This window comes from Streptomyces albus subsp. albus (genome assembly GCF_000719865.1).
GTDB lineage: Bacteria > Actinomycetota > Actinomycetes > Streptomycetales > Streptomycetaceae > Streptomyces > Streptomyces albus_E.
Genome location: NZ_JOID01000008.1, coordinates 333,785 through 350,623 on the forward strand (window position 1 = coordinate 333,785; position 16,839 = coordinate 350,623).

Sequence of the window (16,839 nt, forward strand, 5' to 3'; positions counted from 1 at the left end):
AGAACGGCACCACAGCACAACAGCACCACGGCAGGACAGCAGGACAGCAACGCGGCCGGCCCCGCCGGTCACCGCCGGCGCTCCGGACACCGGTCCGTGAGCGCGTGGCGGTGGGAAGAGAAGAAGGAGAAGGCGGCCCGTGTACGAAGGCGTGGTCCAGGACCTCATCGACGAGTTGGGCAGGCTGCCCGGCGTCGGTCCCAAGAGCGCGCAGCGGATCGCCTTCCACATCCTCCAGGCGGAGCCGACGGACGTCCGCCGGCTCGCCCAGGCGCTGACCGAGGTGAAGGCCAGGGTCCGCTTCTGCGAGGTGTGCGGCAACGTGGCGCAGGAGGAACGGTGCCGGGTCTGCCAGGATCCGCGCCGCGATCCGACCGTCATCTGCGTGGTCGAGGAGCCCAAGGATGTCGTCGCCATCGAGCGCACCCGGGAGTTCCGCGGCCGCTACCACGTCCTCGGCGGGGCGATCAGTCCGATCGAGGGTGTAGGTCCCGACGATTTGCGTATACGGGAACTGTTGGCCAGGCTCGCCGACGGCACCGTCACCGAGCTCATTCTGGCCACGGATCCGAACCTTGAGGGAGAGGCCACGGCCACCTACCTCGCGCGCATGATCAAGCCCATGGGCATGAAGGTCACACGACTGGCCAGCGGCCTCCCGGTCGGGGGGGACCTGGAGTACGCCGACGAGGTCACCCTCGGGCGTGCCTTCGAAGGGAGACGACTGCTCGATGTCTGACGCCACGCTGCACAACACCCAGATGAACCCGGACGACTTCTCCGTACAGATCGCGGACCAGATCGAGAGCTTCCTGGTCGCGGTCACGGAAGTGGCGAAGGGCGACGAACCCGGCAGCGCGATCCCGTTCCTGCTGCTGGAGGTCTCCCAGCTGCTGCTGGCCGGCGGGCGGCTCGGCGCGCACGAGGACTTCGTCCCCGTCGAGCGGTACGAGCCGGACACCGGCCCGGAGCCCGACATGGACGAGCTGCGCGAGCGGTTCGCGGCGCTGCTGGAACCGGCGGACGTCTACTCCGAGGTCTTCGACCCGTACGTGCCGCGCAGCGAGCCGGTGCCGCACCGGATCTCCGACGACCTCGCCGACATCATCAGCGATCTGCGGCACGGCATGGCCCACTACAAGGCCGGCCGGGTCGCCGAGGCGCTGTGGTGGTGGCAGTTCTCCTACTTCAACACCTGGGGCCCGACGGCCTCGGCCGCGCTCCGTGCTCTTCAGTCCCTGCTCAGCCACATCCGGACCGGCAGTCCGCTGGAGGAGCTGGACGGCCTCGACCTCGACGCGGAGGCCAAGGCGGACGACGGTTCGCTGGAGGAGGAGGCGGGCCGGGTGATGGCCGCCGAGATCGGCATCCCGCTGGGCGTCACGATCGAGTCGGGCCGCTCCTGAGTCCACGCGTCAGGCCGCCGCTCCCGTGACCGTCGCGACCGGCTGAACCGGCACCGGGACCGTACGAGGCCCCGGGCGCGAAGCCCATACGCGCGAGCACTGCGGCCGTAACGGACCCGGGCCCCGGCCGCCCGGGCGCGGGACGTGCGGACCGTGCGGACCCGGAGACGGCGCCCGTACGGATTCGGCGCGAAGCCGGTGTGCAGGGGAACGGACGTCGCACGGTTGCCGGTGTGATCCCCGAGACGGCCCCCGTTGGCTGTCCGGGGCTTCTCCGGGAACGCCCCGATGCCCGCCGCGGGCCCGACGGCAAAGGTTGCCCGTATGGCATCCACACCAGCATCCCCACCGAGCGCCTCCACACCGAGCCGGCCCGGCCCGATCGCCTCCTCCGGAGCCTCAGCCGGGTCCGTCCGGCCCCGTTCCGCCCGCCCGGCCCGAGCGTCCTGGCACCGCCGGCTGCTCCCGGGCGCCGCCGCCCTCACCGCCGCGGCCCTGCTGGCCGGCGCAGCGCTGCCGGTGAGCGCGGCGGCCGACCCCCGTCCGTTACCCGCTCACGCCGCCCCGGGCACGCCCGGCGCGCCCGTGCCCGCCCTGAATCCCGCCGCGCTCCGTGCCGCGATCGACGACCTGGAGCACCCTCCGGTGACCGCCGCGCAGGTGCGGATCAGCGGCACGGCCGGCTCCTGGTACGGCACCTCCGGCGTGGCCGACCTCCGCTCCGGCCGCAAGGTGCGGCCACACGACCGTTTCAAGGTCGGCAGCGTCACCAAGGTCTTCGTGGCCACGGTGGTGCTCCAGCTCGTCGCCGAGGGCCGCGTGGACCTGGACACCCCGATCCAGCACTACCTGCCGGACGCGCTGCCCGCCTCGTACGACCCGGTCACCGTCGAGCAGCTTCTCAACCACACCAGCGGGCTGCCCGACGAGGTCGGATGGCCCGACATGAGCACCCCGGAGGCGGTCTTCGAGCACCGCTTCGACCGCTGGACGCGGGAGGAGCGGCTCGCCACCCTGCCCCCCGGCCCGATGAAGTCCGACCCCGGCGAACAGCAGGAGTACCGGGGCGTCAACTACGTCCTGGCCGCTCTCCTCGTCGAGAAGGTGACCGGCCGCCACTTCGGCGAGGCGATCGGCGCCCGCCTGCTCCGCCCGCTCGGCCTGCGCCACACCTCCGTACCCGTCGACGACCCGGGGATCCGCGGCCCGCACGTGCGCGGCTATCTGGAGATGTCCGACGGCACCCTGCGGGATATCACCGCGTACGACCCCTCGGCCTCCTTCGGCCAGGGCGAGATGATCTCCACGACCGGCGACCTCACCCGGTTCATCACCGCCCTCTTCTCCGGACGGCTGCTCCCGCCCCGGCTGCTGGACCGGATGTTCACCCTCCCCGAGGGCGTGACGATGACGGACGGGAGCCCCGCCCGCTACAGCACCGGCCTCCAGACGGCGACGGTCAACGGGGTCACCTTCTGGGGCAAGACCGGTGAGCGCTACGGCTACGCGGGCGGCATGTTCGCCACGCGCGACCAGCAGCGCCGTCTCGTCTGGTCCTTCAACCCCACCCACCGCGACGCCACCCAGACCGAGATGACCCTCCGCATCGCGGACGCGGCCACCCGCGCACCGGGCCACACCGGCTGACGGCTGACGGCCGGCGGACGGCCCTGGAGCAGGCACGCCCGCTGCCCCGGGGCCGCACGGACCCCGGTGGCGCATCCCGTCCGGAACGGGGCAGGTCCGTGCCGCGCCTTCCGTGCCCGGGTGATGCGGTCCGGCGGCAGAGCAGCATGATGGGTGTCGTGTCGCGGAAAACGGAACGGAGCGCGGAGTGCGGGGGCATGACGTGCCGGTCATGACGGCGGTGGGCCCGCCGGACGGAAACACCAGTACGGGCCGCCCGGCCACCCCGGCGGTGCCCCGGTGACCGGCATCGTGGGGAAGCGCCTCGGCCGGACCGGTTACCGCCCCGGGGCGGCGGCTCCGCTGCGCCATCCGGGGCGCATCCTCGTCGGCGGGTTCGCGGCGGCGGTGGCGGTCGGCACGGTGCTGCTGTCACTGCCGGTGGCCACGGAGACCGGCGAGCGCACGCCGCTGGTCGACGCGGCGTTCACCGCCACCTCCGCGGTGTGCGTGACGGGTCTGGTCACCGTGGACACGGCCGTCCACTGGTCCGCCTTCGGGGAGATCACCATTCTGGTGCTCATCCAGGCCGGGGGCCTGGGCATCATGACGCTGGCCACGCTCGTCGCGGTGCTGGTGTCGCGCCGGCTGCGGCTGCGCACGCGGCTCCTGGCGCAGCTGGAGACCAAGACGCTGAGCATGCGGGGGATGCGCCGCGTCGTGCGCAACATCGTGCTGTTCAGCCTGGCCGTCGAGGCGTCGGTGGCGGCGGTGCTCGCGGTGGTGTTCCTGACCGTCCACGACCGTCCCCTGGGCGCCTCCCTCTACGACGCTGTCTTCCACGCGGTGTCCGCCTTCAACAACGCCGGCTTCTCCCTCAACTCCGACAGTCTCATGGGGTACGTGGACGATCCCTGGGTGTGCCTGCCGATCGCGGCGGCCGTCATCGTCGGCGGTCTCGGGTTTCCCGTCGTCTTCGAGCTGGTGAGGGGCTGGCGGCGGCCGCGGGCGTGGTCGGTGCTGACCCGGATCACCGTCGTGCTCACGGCGGTCCTTCTCGTCCTGGGTACGGTCGTGATCACGTCCGCCGAGTACGCCAACCCCCGGACGCTGGGTCCGCTGGACGCCCCCGGGAAGTGGCTGGCGGGCTTCTTCGCCTCGGTGAACGCCCGCACGGCCGGGTTCAACAGCATCGACACCTCGGCTCAGGTGCCGGAGAGCCTGCTGGCGACCGATGTCCTGATGTTCATCGGCGGCGGCAGCGCGGGCACGGCCGGCGGGATCAAGGTGACCACCTTCGGGCTGCTCGCGTTCGTCCTGTGGGCGGAGATGCGGGGCGAGCCGGGTGTGCAGGTGGGGCGGCGCAGGGTGCCCGAGAGCAACCAGCGGCAGGCGCTCGCCATCGTGCTGCTGGGTGTCGGCGGTGTGGCACTGGCGACCTTCAACCTGCTGGTCATCACCCCTTACAGCCTGGACCGAGTACTGTTCGAGGCGATCTCGGCCTTCGCCACGGTGGGCCTGTCCACCGGGATCACCGGTGAACTGCCCCCGGCCGGGAAGGTGCTCCTGACCGTTCTGATGTTCGTGGGCAGGCTCGGCCCCCTGACCGTGGCGGGCGCTCTCGCCCTGCGCGACCGCGCCCGCCGCTACGAGCTTCCCGAGGAGAGGACCATCGTTGGCTGACAGCAGCAGCGAACCCGTTGTCGTGATCGGCCTGGGCCGCTTCGGAAGCTCCCTGGCGCTGGAGCTCACCAGCCGCGGCACCGAGGTCCTGGCCATCGACAGCCGGTCCAAAGTGGTGCAGAGCCTGGCGGGGCAGCTCACCCACACCGTCACCGCGGACTGCACGGACATCGAGGCGCTGCGTCAGCTCGGAGTGCCGGACTTCTCGCGCGCCGTGGTCGCCATCGGCTCGGACATCGAGTCCAGCATCCTCGTCACCTCGCTCCTGACCGAGCTGGAGATCGAGCACATCTGGGCCAAGGCGATCAGCATCCAGCACGGCCGGATCCTGGACCGGATCGGCGCCCACCACGTCGTCTTCCCCGAGCACGACATGGGCGAGCGGGTCGCCCATCTGGTCTCCGGCCGGATGCTCGACTACATCGAACTCGACCCCGCCCACGCGCTCGTCAAGGTCAGCCCACCGGGGGAACTCGTCGGCGTTCCGCTGCGCGAGGCCCGGGTGCGGAGCCGGTACGACGTCACCGTGGTCGCCGTTCGGCCCTCGGACGGCGAGTTCACGTACACCACCCCCGACACCGTCCTGGCCTACGGGGACGTCATCCTCATCCTCGGCCGTATCGACAAGGTCGAACGCTTCGCCGACCTCCCCTGAGGTGCCGTACCGGGTGGCCCGCCCCGTACGGGGCCGTGAGCACCCCGTTACATACCGTCTCAGTACGTGAGCTGCGTCTCGTTCCCGTGTGGGGTGCGGGAAACCGGGCAGGGGTGGTCGCTGGAGCGGGTGGGGACGCCCGCCCGGTGATCATGATCTGAGACAGCGTCTCAGTAGGTGAAACCCGGGCGTCCGTTTTCACCCGCTCGATAAACTGAGCCGACCGCTGGGTTCCGCTTCGCCGCGGGGTCCCCGGAAGACAAGAGTTGCGAGGAGCGCACCGTGGGCCTTGTCGTACAGAAGTACGGCGGCTCCTCCGTCGCCGATGCCGAGGGCATCAAGCGCGTCGCCAAGAGGGTCGTGGAAGCCAAGAAGAACGGCCACCAAGTGGTCGTCGTGGTGTCCGCGATGGGCGATACGACGGACGAGCTGATCGAACTCGCGGAAGAGGTGTCCCCGATGCCCTCGGGGCGCGAGTTCGACATGCTGCTGACCGCCGGAGAGCGGATCTCCATGGCCCTGCTGGCGATGGCGATCAAAAACCTGGGCCACGAGGCGCAGTCCTTCACGGGCAGCCAGGCCGGTGTCATCACCGACTCCGTCCACAACAAGGCCCGGATCATCGATGTCACGCCGGGCCGGATCCGCAGCTCGGTGGACGAGGGCAACGTCGCCATCGTGGCGGGCTTCCAGGGTGTCTCCGCGGACAAGAAGGACATCACCACCCTCGGCCGCGGCGGTTCCGACACCACCGCCGTCGCCCTCGCCGCGGCGCTCGACGCCGAGGTGTGCGAGATCTACACCGACGTCGACGGCGTCTTCACCGCCGACCCGCGGGTCGTGAAGAAGGCCCGGAAGATCGACTGGATCGCGTCCGAGGACATGCTGGAGCTGGCGAGCTCCGGCTCCAAGGTGCTGCTGCACCGCTGCGTCGAGTACGCACGCCGATACAACATCCCGATCCACGTCCGGTCCTCTTTCTCGGGACTGCAGGGAACCTGGGTCAGCAACGAACCGCGGGAGGACCAGCCGATGGAGCAGGCGCTCATTTCCGGTGTCGCGCACGACACGTCCGAGGCGAAGGTCACGGTCGTCGGGGTGCCCGACAAGCCGGGCGAGGCCGCCAAGATCTTCCGGGCGATCTCGGACGCCGAGATCAACATCGACATGGTCGTGCAGAACGTGTCGGCGGCCACCACCGGCCTCACCGACATCACCTTCACGCTGCCGATGACGGACGGCAAGAAGGCCATCTCCGCGCTGGAGCGCACCAAGGACGCCGTCGGCTTCCAGTCGCTGCGCTACGACGACCAGGTCGCCAAGGTCTCGCTGGTCGGCGCCGGCATGAAGACCAACCCGGGCGTCACCGCGACGTTCTTCGAGGCGCTCTCCAAGGCCGGGGTCAACATCGAGCTGATCTCCACCTCCGAGATCCGCATCTCCGTGGTCATCCGCGCCGACGAGGTCAACGAGGCCGTGCGCGCCGTGCACACCGCCTTCGGCCTGGACAGCGACAGCGACGAGGCCGTCGTCTACGGAGGGACCGGCCGATGAGCGCCGCCGGCACAGGCCCCGCCGCCGGCGGCGGGGCCGGCCGCAAGCCGACCCTCGCCGTCGTCGGGGCGACCGGTGCCGTGGGCACCGTCATGCTCGGCATCCTCTCCGAGCGCAAGGACGTCTGGGGCGAGATCCGGCTGATCGCCTCGCCGCGCTCGGCGGGCAAGAAGCTCACCGTGCGCGGTGAGGAGGTCGAGGTCGTCGCGCTCAGCGAGGAGGCCTTCGAGGGCGTGGACGTCGCGATGTTCGACGTGCCCGACGAGGTGTCCGCGCAGTGGGCGCCCGTCGCCGCCGCCAAGGGCGCGGTCGCCGTGGACAACTCCGGCGCCTTCCGCATGGACCCGGACGTGCCGCTGGTCGTCCCCGAGGTCAACCCGCACGCCGCCCGGATCCGTCCGCGCGGCATCATCTCCAACCCCAACTGCACCACGCTGTCGATGATCGTCGCGATGGGCGCGCTGCACGCCGAGTTCGGCCTCAGCGAGCTGATCGTCTCCTCGTACCAGGCCGTCTCCGGCTCGGGCAAGGAGGGCGTCGACACGCTGCGCGAGCAGATCGGCAAGGTGGCGGGGACGGAGCTGGGCACGCAGCCGGGCGACGTCCGCCGCGTGGTCGGCGACCTCGGCCCGTACCCGGCGCCGATCGCCTTCAACGTGGTGCCGTTCGCCGGCTCGCTGAAGGAGGACGGCTGGACGTCCGAGGAGCTCAAGGTCCGCAACGAGTCCCGGAAGATCCTCGGGCTGCCGGACCTGCGGGTCACCGCGACCTGCGTCCGGGTGCCCGTCGTCACCACGCACTCGCTGACCGTCCACGCGCGGTTCGAGAACGAGGTCACGGTCGCCCAGGCGCACGAGATCCTCGCCGCCGCCCCCGGTGTGGTGCTCTACGACAACCCGGCCGCGGGGGAGTTCCCCACCCCGGCCGACGTCGTGGGCACCGACCCGACCTGGGTCGGCCGGGTGCGCCGCTCCCTGGACGACCCCAACGCCCTGGAGCTCTTCGTCTGCGGGGACAACCTCCGCAAGGGCGCGGCGCTCAACACCGCCCAGATCGCCGAAGTCGTCGCCGCGGAGCTGACGGCCGCGGTGTGACGCGGTCGCGGTCCGCAACGCTGGAGGGTGTGAGGGTGACGAGACGAAGTGCCCCGCAGTGCTCCGGCCGACTGACCGAAACCGGTCGACAAGGTTGTCCCAGGCACTAGGATGTGGACACTTTGCGGGTTCTGTGAAGGCTTTGTGGTCGTGCCGATGATCAAGAGCGCTTGAACTGGATCATCGTTCTGTTCGACGATGCGCTCCCCGCCCCGCTGCAACCGCGGCAGGGCGGGGAGCGTCTTTGCAGCAGTCCCTCGAAGTCGCTCAACTCAACGGGGCATTGGGGATGAACTGTGCACATGAGGGCATTCGATGCATCGGCAAACGTGGTGGGGCGCGCGTACAACCCTGACGGGGGGTCGCGTGTCAAACAAGCGTGGCAGAGGCATTCGGTATGGCAGCAACTCCTGGGGGCGGCGTGGCGGTTCTGCGCCCGCCCCGTTCGCGCGCACTCGGCGGGATGCCGGTGATCGCCCCGATGCCCGCAGCGCGGCCCGCCCGCATTCCGTCGCAGCGCGAGGGCGCTGACGACGTGATGGCAGCGGGCACCACAGTCGACCACCTCACCGAGACCTACCGCGCGCACTACCGCTCGCTGCTGGGTCTCGCCGCACTCCTTCTCGACGACACCGCCTCCTGCGAGGACGTCGTCCAGGAAGCGTTCATCCGCGTGCACTCCGCGCGCAACCGTGTCCGCGAGCCGGAGAAGACCCTGGCGTATCTGCGGCAGACGGTCGTCAACCTCTCGCGTTCGGCGCTGCGCCGCCGCATCCTCGGGCTCAAGCTGCTCTCCAAGCCCATGCCCGACATGGCGAGCGCCGAGGAAGGCGCCTACGAACAACTGGAGCGGGACCAGCTCATCCGCGCCATGCGGGGACTGCAGCGCCGGCAGCGCGAGGTCCTCGTCCTGCGCTACTTCGCGGACATGACCGAAGCGCAGGTCGCGGACACGCTCGGGATATCGCTCGGCTCGGTCAAGGCATACGGATCACGGGGGATCGCGGCGCTGCGCGTCGCCATGGAGGCCCCGGCATGACAGATCTGCAGCATGGAACGGACGGCCCCGAGGGGCCGGACCGTTCCACCGCCTCGCCGCGCCCCGAAAAGCCGGAATGCTCCGGCCCATCGCAGAGCGCGGCCCCGGGCGACGGACCAGCGGAAGCACCGGGAGAAACCCGGGGCTCCGGCATGGAGGAGTTGCTGAAAGCCCTGAGAGCCACCGGGGAACCGGCGGACGGGGAGGGACCGGAGTCCTCCGCGGACACCCGCCCCGGGGCGACCGGCTCCGCGGGCGGCCCGGGGGCAACCGGCCCCGGCGACGGCCCCCGGCCGGCGGATTCCACCGGTGAGCCGGGCTCGGCCATGGACGAAGAGGCGCTGCGGCGGCTGCTGCGGACCGTCGTGGAGGACATCGAGCCGTCCCGCGACTCGCTGGAACATCTGCGGCACGCCGTTCCGGCCCGCCGCGCGCGCAAGCGGCAGGCGCTGGTGGGCGCCGCCGCGGCCGTACTCCTCGCCGGCACCGCCGTACCCGGCCTGCTCCAGGTCGCCAACTCCGGCACGGCCGCCGAGGACCACCGGGCCAACACGGCCAGCAGCCAGCAGTCCCAGGGCGGCGCCGACGGCACCGGTGGTGAGTCCGAGGACGGTGAGGCCGCGGAGCGCAAGCCCGGCAAGGTCGCGGAGAAGGACGGCGGCAAGGACACCGAAAAGGGCGGGAAGAGCGAGGGCGAGCGGCAGCGGAACGGCGGCGCCGCGGGCGCGGGGGCCAGCCCTTCGCAGGGCATGGCCGCCAGTTCGCCCAGCTGCGAGCGCACCCAGCTCGGCGGCGGCACGGCCTTCAAGGGCGAACCCGACGCCGAGAGCAAGATCTACGGCAGCTTCCGTCTCGTCAACGTCTCGGACACCACCTGCACCGTCTCCGGTCCCGGGCTGGTGACCGCTGTGCCGCAGGGGGCGGCCGACGATGTTCAAGTCGTCGACCACACCCTCGGTGACGCCGCCACGGGGCTGCCGGACCCGGCCACGAACATGCCGGAACTCATCCTCGAACCAGGCCAGGCCTTCGAGGTGCGCTTCGCCTGGGTGCCGGCCCAGGGCGGTGCCGGAGGATGCCCGACCCCGGGCACCTCCCCGGAACCGGATGCCTCCGGCAGCCCGGGCGGCGGGGAGGGCACCACATCCGACGGCGGCGACCAGACCATGGGCGGGTCTGCGGCGCAGGAACCGGCACCGGGCGGGAGCGTGCTGCTCACGCACACCCCCGAGTCGGGTGCCCCGGCCGCTTCCTCGGTGACGATCGACAACGTCTGCGCGGGGACGGTCTACCGCACGGGGATCATCGCCGGCTGAACCCCGGCGGTGGTGCGGCACGCCGGCAGCGGGGCCGGACCGGCGGACGGCGCGGACCCGGCAGCGGGCGCGAGCCCCGCGGCGGACGCGGACCCCGCGGCGGACACGGAGGCGGCCCCGGAACCGGCCGAGGCCGGGGCTCCCGCTCGACGGCCGGTGCGGGTCCGGCGGCCCTCACGGGTGCGGCGGCCCGGCGTAAGCGGCCGGTGCCCCCGCGCCCCCCGGCATCCGATGCGCGGCCGTCTCCCCGTACCGTAGGTGTGTGTACCGGTTTCTGCTGACTCCCCGGTGGTGGGGAATCAATGTCTTCGCCGCACTCGCCATTCCCTTCTGCGTCTTCATGGGGAGCTGGCAGCTCGGCCGGTTCGAGGCGCGCGCGGACTCGCACCGGGAGCAGCAGCAGAGCGCGGAGTCCCCGGCGCGGCAGACCGCGAAGCCGCTGGACGACCTGCTGCCGGTGACCCAGCGGACCACCGGCCGGATCGCCGAGGCGACCGGAACCTACGGCACCCAACTGCTCGTCCCCGAACGCCGGCTGGACGGCCGCGACGGTTTCTACGTCCTGACCCTGCTGCGCACGGCCGACGGCCCGGCCCTGCCGGTCGTCCGGGGCTGGCTCCCCGGCGACGCGAACACGGCGGACGCACCGGCGCCCCCGAAGGGCGAGGTCACGGTCACCGGCGCGCTCCAAGCCCCGGAGAACCAGCGGTCCGAGGGCGTGCGCGCCGGCGGCCTGCCCGAGGGGCAGCTCGGCATCATCAGCGCCGCCGCGCTCGTCAATGTCGTGCCGGACGACGTGCACAACGCCTGGATCACGCTGACCGAGGGCGGTGACGGGCTGCGCCCGGTGCCCCCGGCCGTCGCCCAGAACACCGGACTCGACCTCAAGGCCTTCCAGAACCTCGGCTACACCGGTGAGTGGTTCGTCTTCGCCGGCTTCGTGATCTTCATGTGGTTCCGCCTCTTCCGCCGCGAGGTCGAGACCCAGCGTGATCTGGCCCTGGGCCTGACCCCGGCCCCGGCGGGCCCGGCCACTGTCGGCCCTGAGACTCCGGCCGGGACCGCGTCCGAGCCCTCAACCGAAGCGGCCGAGACGGCCGAGACGGCCGAGACGGCCGAGACGGCCGAGACGGCCGATGCGGCTGGGGTTGCCGGGGCGGTCAAGGCGGCGGAGCCCACGGAGCCGGAGGCCGCCGCCCCGGACACCTCCGCAGCGGCGGACGAGCCCGTACTCCCGTCCCCGGCGGGGACGGCCACCGGCCGGAGCGGCGGGCGCCCCGGGTCGGAAGCCTGACCCAGGCGGGGAGGCGGAAGCCGACCCGGGCATGGGGCGGAAGCCCAACCCAACCCGGGCCTGGGCGGAAGCACGTCCCGCACGTGCCGCCCCGCGGCCCTCCGTCCCGAGCCGGGCCCCGAGCCGGGCCCCCACGGGGCCGGGGTCACACGCCCAGGTGCCGCCGCACGAAGTCGATCTCCATCCGCAGCTGCTTGATGCGCTCCTCCACCACGAGCGATCCGTGTCCGGCGTCGTACCGGTACACCTCGTGCGGGACGCCGCGCTGCTCCAGGCGCCGGACGTAGTTCTCCACCTGGCGTATCGGGCAGCGCGGGTCGTTCACGCCGGCCGAGATGTAGACCGGGACCCGCACCTTGTCGACGTAGGTCAGCGGCGACGAGGCCTCGAAGCGCTCCGGTACCTCCTCGGGCGTTCCGCCGAGCAGCGTCCGGTCCAGCGCCTTGAGGGCCTCCATCTCGTCGTGGTACGCCGTGACGTAGTCCGCGACCGGCACCGCCGCCAGCCCCAGCGACCAGGACTCGGGCTGCGTACCCAGGCCGAGCAGGGTCAGATAGCCGCCCCAGGAACCGCCGGACAGCACCAGCCGCTCCGGGTCGGCGAGCCCCGACTCCACGGCCCACTCCCGGACGGCCGCGATGTCCTCCAGCTCGATCAACCCGACGCGATGCTTGAGGGCGTCCGTCCACTCCCGGCCGTAGCCCGTGGAACCGCGGTAGTTGACGCGGACGACGGCGAAGCCGTGATCGACCCAGGCGGCCGTGCCGGAGGCGAAGGCGTCGCTGTCGTGCCAGGTGGGCCCGCCGTGGATGTCGAAGACGCAGGGAAAAGGCCCCTCGCCGGCCGGCTTCTGCACCAGCGCGTGCACCCGGCCGCCCGGCCCCTCCACCCAGGCGTCGGTGACCGGCACCGAGCCGGGCGCCTTCGCTCCCGGCGGGTCGAGGACGACCCGGCCGGTGGTCGAGCGGATCTCGGGCGGCTGCGCCGCCGAGGACCACAGGAACTCCACGGTGCCGTCCGGCCGCGCCGTCGCGCCCGAGACCGTACCGGCGGGAGTCTCGATCCGGGACAGCTCGCGCGTGGTGAGGTCGTACCACCACAGCTCGCCGCGGGCCTGATGGCTGTGCTCGACCAGCAGCGCCGAGCCGTCGGGGGACCAGCCCGCCCCGATGTCCCCGGGGAGGTCGATGGCGAGGGCGGTCTCCTCGCCCGAGACCGGGTCCCAGAGCATCGGCTCCCAGCGGCCGCCGCGCTGATGCCCGACGAGCAGCCGGGAGTCACCGGCGACGGGCGCGAAGCCCATCACCATCAGCCCGAGCTCCTCGGCTCCGCCCTTGGTGTCGTCCAGCTCGGCGACCGTCTTCCCGTCGAGCGTGACGACGCGGATCGCCGAGTGCATCGCGTCGCCGTGCTCGGTGTGCTCGATGGCGATCAGGGAGCTGTCGTACGAGAGGTCGCCGACGCCCGCGGACTCCGGGTGCCGGTAGATCTCCACGGGATCGCTGCCGGGCCGCACCACATGGATGGACGAACCGCCCTCCCGGCCGCCGTCGCCCGCCCCCTCGCCGCTCTCGCCCTCGCCGTCCGCGGACTCGTCCACCGACCGGCCCACGACCGCCGTGCCGTCCCGCCCCAGGGCCAGCCCGGCCGGGTACGAGGGGGCGAGGCCCGGCACGGCCGGTTCGTCCTCCCCGCCCTCGAACGGCTGCCGCATCCAGATGCCGAACTCGTCCCCGTCCGTGTCGCGGAACCACCAGATCCACCGGCCGTCCGGGCTGAGCACACCGTCCGTCGTGCCGTTCGGCCGGTCCGTCACCTGGCGCTGCTCGCCCGTCGAGCGGTCCCAGGCGTAGAGCTCGAAGACGCCCGTGACGTTCGAGACGAACAGCGAGTGGTCCGGGGCGTCCTCCGCCCATTCCGGGAGGCCGATCCGCGGCGCCCTGAACCGCAGCTCCCAGTCGGGCACACCACTGGCGCCACCGGGGACGGCGGCCCCGGCCGGCACGGCGGCTCCGGTGGTGGCGGACGCGGGCAGGGCGGAATCGCGGGAAGAGGTCTCGTCGGTCATGCCCCCATTCTGCGGGAGGCGGGGGACAACCCGCTGGTGCGGTCCTCAGCCTGTGGATAACGTGCCCGGCATGCATGCGAGACGCGCCGCCCCCGACGACTGGCCCGAGCCGGAGGATTCTCAGGACCTCGACGCCTTCCGGCACGGACAGGACACGATCCGCGAGATCGAGGCGTCCGGGGTGGGGGGCGTCACCGGCAGAACCCTGCTCCACCTGCGCTGTCGCAGCGGCCTGGACACCCTCTCCTGGGCGCGGCAGGGCGCCCGGCATGTCGTCGGCCTCGACAGCTCCGAGGCCGCCGTGGAGGCCGCCCGGGAGCTCGCCGCCGACCTGGGCCTCGGTCCCGACCGCGCGGCCTTCGTGGCCGCCCCCGTTTACGACGCGGCACAGGCCGTGCCGGACCCCGCCTACGACATCGTCCACACCGGCGCCGGAACCCTCTCCCGCCTCCCCGACCTGCGGCGCTGGGCCGAGACGGCGGCGGCCCTGGTCGCCCCGGGCGGCTTTCTGCACCTCACCGAGTTCCATCCGCTCACCGGCGTCCTCGACGACGAGATCGGCGCCCGCATAGTGCGGGACCACTTCAGCCGCGACCCGTTCGACGAATTCCCGGAAGGCCAGCCGGACTTCGACACGCAGGCCGTCCGCCACCCGATGGGCGAGGTCGTCACCGCCGTCGCCGAGGCGGGCCTGCGCGTCGACTTCCTGTACGAGCACGACATCACCCGCTTCCAGCGCTTCGGCTCCCTCGAACCCCGCAGACCCGGCCCCCGCCGCCCGGCGGACCGCCCCCTCGTCCCCCTGCTCTACTCGCTCCGCGCGACCCGGCTCTGACGGGGAGCCCCCGCCGGGGCATGATCGGACGAGCAGGACAGCAGGACAGCAGGACCGGCAGCAGCCCCGCGATCAACCGAACCGAACCCCAGGGAGTGACCCAGGATGATCGTCGCGTTCTCCGTGACACCGATCGGATCCGGCGAGGACGTCGGCGAAGACGTGGCCGAGGCCGTACGCGTCGTACGGGAGAGCGGCCTGCCGAACCGCACCGACGCGATGTTCACCAGCGTCGAAGGAGAGTGGGATGAAGTGATGGACGTCGTCAAGCGCGCCGTCCAGGCGGTCGAGGCCCGCGCGGGCCGCGTCAGCCTCGTCCTCAAGGCCGACATCCGCCAGGGCGTCACGAACGGCCTCACCACCAAGGTGGAAACGGTGGAACGCCTCCTCGCCGAGGACTGATCCCCCGCGCCTTGGTCTGCGCGGTGGTCAGTTCGTGGCCGGGGATGCCGTGTCGTCGGCCTCGATGTCGAAGTTGATCTGGTCTCCCTCGACCGAGGTCACCTTGACCGATACCCCCAAGGTGCTGCCGTCGTCCGCTGTGAGCGTGCACCGAGTGGTGTTACCGACCTTGCCCGCGAGGTCGTCGGGACAGTCAACGCGCGGCTTCGGCTGGCCGGTTGTGGCGGCGAGCTTCTCGGCGACCGTGTCGGCCAGTTTCTCCGCGGACAGTTCCGGTGCCGACTTGCCCGTCTCGATCGAGGCCGAGGCCGAGCAGCCGGTGAGCAGCACGCCGGCGGCCACGGCGGAGAGAAGCAAAGGTATTGCGGACGACCGGGTGGCGGTCATGATGAACTCCGGCCTGGGCGATCACGGGTGGGGAGACGCGGGAAGCATACGGGGCGAAGGCGCTCGGCGAGGGAGCTTCGGCAAGAGCGCGATGAGCCGGCGGGCTTTCCGGCCGACCGTGGAGGCGGATCAGGGATCCTCGGTGATCTCGACGCGGTCGCTCTCCTTGTCGGAGAGGAACGAGGCCAGTGCTTGGCCCTGTTCGGCGATGCCGGAGCGTTCCGTGCGCGAGAGGCGGCGCAGCGGGGTGACGGTGACGGTGCCGTCCCGGTCGGTGGTCCAGGTCGCGCTCACCCGGCCGTCGGCCAGGACGACGCGTTCGCCGGCGACCGACAGGCCGCGGTGGGCGTCGTCGATGATCCTGCCGCGGTGCTGGTAGCCGAGGACGGCGTTGTCGAAGGCGGGCAGGAACCGGACCGGGGCGGGGGTGCCGGGATCGGGGCGAGGGGCGTCGGGCAGATCGAGGAGTTCCCGGCCGTGCTCGTCGCGGAAGACGACCAGCTCCTCGCGCAGCGCGGCGATCGCCGCGGGCAGTCCGGTGAGGCCGCACCAGGCGCGCACGTCGGCCGAGGTGGTGGGACCGTACGCGGCCAGGTAGCGCCGTACGAGGGCCTGGCCGACGGGGTCGGTTCCGGGCGGGGCGGACGGGGCGATCTCACGGCCGAGCCACGCGGTGAGCAGGACGTTGCGCACGCCGGCCTTGGTGCGCCACAGCCCGCGCGGTGGGATCTGCGCGACGGGCACCAGGGCGGGGATCAGCATTTCGCCCAGTGCGCGCCGCCGCTGCCCCGCCGTCGGCCACCACCCCGCCGTCGGCCACCGTTCCTCGACGGCCCGCAGCAGCTCTCTCATGGTCCGGGGCTCGGCGTCGGCCATCACCGCCAGCCCCACCGCGGCGAGTTCATCGAGATCGACCCCGGCGAGTTCGTTGCGGTAGACACCCAGAACCCGTTGGCGCAGCATGCTGTCGTGGCGGGAGCGCCAGGCCAGGGCGTCGTCGGCGGTGACGAGGTGGATGGTGCAGCGCATGAGGTGCGTCCGCACCACGCGCCGTCCGGTCAGCAGGCCCGACAGGTGCGACGGCTCGAAGGAGCGCAGCCGTGACCAGAGTCCGGTGAACGGTTCCTGGGGTTCCTGGGTCTGCATACCGCCCAGATGGGCGATGGCGAATTCGGCCGTCAAGTCGGCCGGTTCGAGCAGCAGTTGCCGGGCGAGTGTCGCGCGGTCCAGTGCCCTGTCGTCCAGGACGGTCATACGGCTCTGCCTTCTTCCCGGGGGTCTGCCCCAGCGGTTCCCCCGTGTGGTGGCACCCGGGGGAGCCGGGTGCGGCTGTGATGCGGCTGCTGCCCTGGATTCCGGTCCGCCCCGGCGTGCGCCTTCCCCCCGGTTGGTTCGAGGACCACCGTCGCAGCAGTAGCGGACAGGTCGTGTCCTCTTCCCAGCCGCCTCGCGCTGAGCCGCACGCCCTGCCTGGCCGACC

The 16,839-nt window shown here is 72.0% G+C and carries 15 protein-coding genes; 12 read left to right on the top strand and 3 right to left on the bottom strand.

Annotated features, from left to right (window positions below):
* Positions 1-139: 139 nt before the first annotated feature.
* From recR to IF83_RS0110375, 10 genes are all read left to right on the top strand, one after another.
* On the top strand, positions 140-739 hold the full coding sequence (gene recR, locus IF83_RS0110330; RefSeq protein ID WP_030543791.1) for a recombination mediator RecR: 600 nt from the start codon (positions 140-142) through the stop codon (positions 737-739).
* A complete protein-coding gene (locus IF83_RS0110335; RefSeq protein WP_030543792.1) occupies positions 732-1,406 on the top strand; it encodes a DUF5063 domain-containing protein in 675 nt (224 codons plus the stop codon). Before recR ends, IF83_RS0110335 begins: the two co-directional genes overlap by 8 nt.
* Positions 1,407-1,730: 324 nt before the next feature.
* The gene (locus tag IF83_RS0110340) at positions 1,731-3,053 is read left to right on the top strand and encodes a serine hydrolase domain-containing protein (protein WP_030543793.1); all 1,323 of its coding nucleotides are present in this window, start codon (positions 1,731-1,733) and stop codon (positions 3,051-3,053) included.
* Between the two features lie 279 nt (positions 3,054-3,332).
* Positions 3,333-4,715, top strand: coding sequence for a TrkH family potassium uptake protein (locus IF83_RS0110345; protein WP_347877098.1), 1,383 nt, complete (start codon positions 3,333-3,335; stop codon positions 4,713-4,715).
* Positions 4,708-5,370 carry a potassium channel family protein gene (locus IF83_RS0110350; protein WP_030543795.1) on the top strand — a complete coding sequence of 221 codons (663 nt, stop codon included), beginning with the start codon at positions 4,708-4,710 and terminating at the stop codon, positions 5,368-5,370. Before IF83_RS0110345 ends, IF83_RS0110350 begins: the two co-directional genes overlap by 8 nt.
* 282 nt (positions 5,371-5,652) lie before the next feature.
* Positions 5,653-6,924, top strand: a complete 1,272-nt coding sequence (locus IF83_RS0110355; protein WP_030543796.1) for an aspartate kinase — start codon at positions 5,653-5,655, stop codon at positions 6,922-6,924.
* Positions 6,921-8,018, top strand: a complete 1,098-nt coding sequence (locus IF83_RS0110360; RefSeq protein ID WP_030543797.1) for an aspartate-semialdehyde dehydrogenase — start codon at positions 6,921-6,923, stop codon at positions 8,016-8,018. Before IF83_RS0110355 ends, IF83_RS0110360 begins: the two co-directional genes overlap by 4 nt.
* Positions 8,019-8,415: 397 nt before the next feature.
* Positions 8,416-9,057 carry a SigE family RNA polymerase sigma factor gene (locus IF83_RS0110365; protein WP_078843332.1) on the top strand — a complete coding sequence of 214 codons (642 nt, stop codon included), beginning with the start codon at positions 8,416-8,418 and terminating at the stop codon, positions 9,055-9,057.
* A complete protein-coding gene (locus tag IF83_RS0110370; protein WP_078843333.1) occupies positions 9,054-10,373 on the top strand; it encodes a hypothetical protein in 1,320 nt (439 codons plus the stop codon). The genes IF83_RS0110365 and IF83_RS0110370 overlap by 4 nt, the downstream gene beginning before the upstream one ends.
* Positions 10,374-10,635: 262 nt before the next feature.
* The gene (locus IF83_RS0110375) at positions 10,636-11,667 is read left to right on the top strand and encodes an SURF1 family protein (protein WP_078843334.1); all 1,032 of its coding nucleotides are present in this window, start codon (positions 10,636-10,638) and stop codon (positions 11,665-11,667) included.
* 145 nt (positions 11,668-11,812) lie between these two features.
* Here the strand turns inward: IF83_RS0110375 and IF83_RS0110380 are convergent, their stop codons facing one another.
* Complete coding sequence (locus tag IF83_RS0110380) at positions 11,813-13,735, bottom strand: S9 family peptidase (RefSeq protein ID WP_037679412.1); 1,923 nt, start codon at positions 13,733-13,735, stop codon at positions 11,813-11,815.
* 70 nt (positions 13,736-13,805) lie between these two features.
* On the opposite strand from IF83_RS0110380, the gene IF83_RS0110385 reads away from it, so the two are divergent.
* Positions 13,806-14,570: a class I SAM-dependent methyltransferase gene (locus IF83_RS0110385; protein WP_051722629.1), complete on the top strand. Its 765-nt coding sequence runs from the start codon at positions 13,806-13,808 to the stop codon at positions 14,568-14,570.
* Between the two features lie 105 nt (positions 14,571-14,675).
* A complete protein-coding gene (locus tag IF83_RS0110390; RefSeq protein WP_030543803.1) occupies positions 14,676-14,972 on the top strand; it encodes an MTH1187 family thiamine-binding protein in 297 nt (98 codons plus the stop codon).
* Positions 14,973-14,999: 27 nt separating this feature from the next.
* On the opposite strand, the gene IF83_RS0110395 is transcribed toward IF83_RS0110390, so the two are convergent.
* Positions 15,000-15,359 carry a DUF4333 domain-containing protein gene (locus IF83_RS0110395; RefSeq protein ID WP_030543804.1) on the bottom strand — a complete coding sequence of 120 codons (360 nt, stop codon included), beginning with the start codon at positions 15,357-15,359 and terminating at the stop codon, positions 15,000-15,002.
* Between the two features lie 129 nt (positions 15,360-15,488).
* Positions 15,489-16,613, bottom strand: coding sequence for a winged helix DNA-binding domain-containing protein (locus IF83_RS0110400; protein WP_030543805.1), 1,125 nt, complete (start codon positions 16,611-16,613; stop codon positions 15,489-15,491).
* Between the last annotated feature and the right edge of the window lie 226 nt (positions 16,614-16,839).

Excerpts from the sequence above, each read along its gene's own strand:
- IF83_RS0110390 (WP_030543803.1), top strand. The coding sequence starts at position 14,676 with ATGATCGTCGCGTTCTCCGTGACACCGATCGGATCCGGCGAGGACGTC.
- IF83_RS0110360 (WP_030543797.1), top strand. The coding sequence starts at position 6,921 with ATGAGCGCCGCCGGCACAGGCCCCGCCGCCGGCGGCGGGGCCGGCCGC.
- IF83_RS0110380 (WP_037679412.1), bottom strand. The coding sequence starts at position 13,735 with ATGACCGACGAGACCTCTTCCCGCGATTCCGCCCTGCCCGCGTCCGCC.
- IF83_RS0110365 (WP_078843332.1), top strand. The coding sequence starts at position 8,416 with ATGGCAGCAACTCCTGGGGGCGGCGTGGCGGTTCTGCGCCCGCCCCGT.
- IF83_RS0110400 (WP_030543805.1), bottom strand. The coding sequence starts at position 16,613 with ATGACCGTCCTGGACGACAGGGCACTGGACCGCGCGACACTCGCCCGG.
- IF83_RS0110335 (WP_030543792.1), top strand. The coding sequence starts at position 732 with ATGTCTGACGCCACGCTGCACAACACCCAGATGAACCCGGACGACTTC.
- IF83_RS0110395 (WP_030543804.1), bottom strand. The coding sequence starts at position 15,359 with ATGACCGCCACCCGGTCGTCCGCAATACCTTTGCTTCTCTCCGCCGTG.
- IF83_RS0110370 (WP_078843333.1), top strand. The coding sequence starts at position 9,054 with ATGACAGATCTGCAGCATGGAACGGACGGCCCCGAGGGGCCGGACCGT.
- IF83_RS0110385 (WP_051722629.1), top strand. The coding sequence starts at position 13,806 with ATGCATGCGAGACGCGCCGCCCCCGACGACTGGCCCGAGCCGGAGGAT.
- IF83_RS0110340 (WP_030543793.1), top strand. The coding sequence starts at position 1,731 with ATGGCATCCACACCAGCATCCCCACCGAGCGCCTCCACACCGAGCCGG.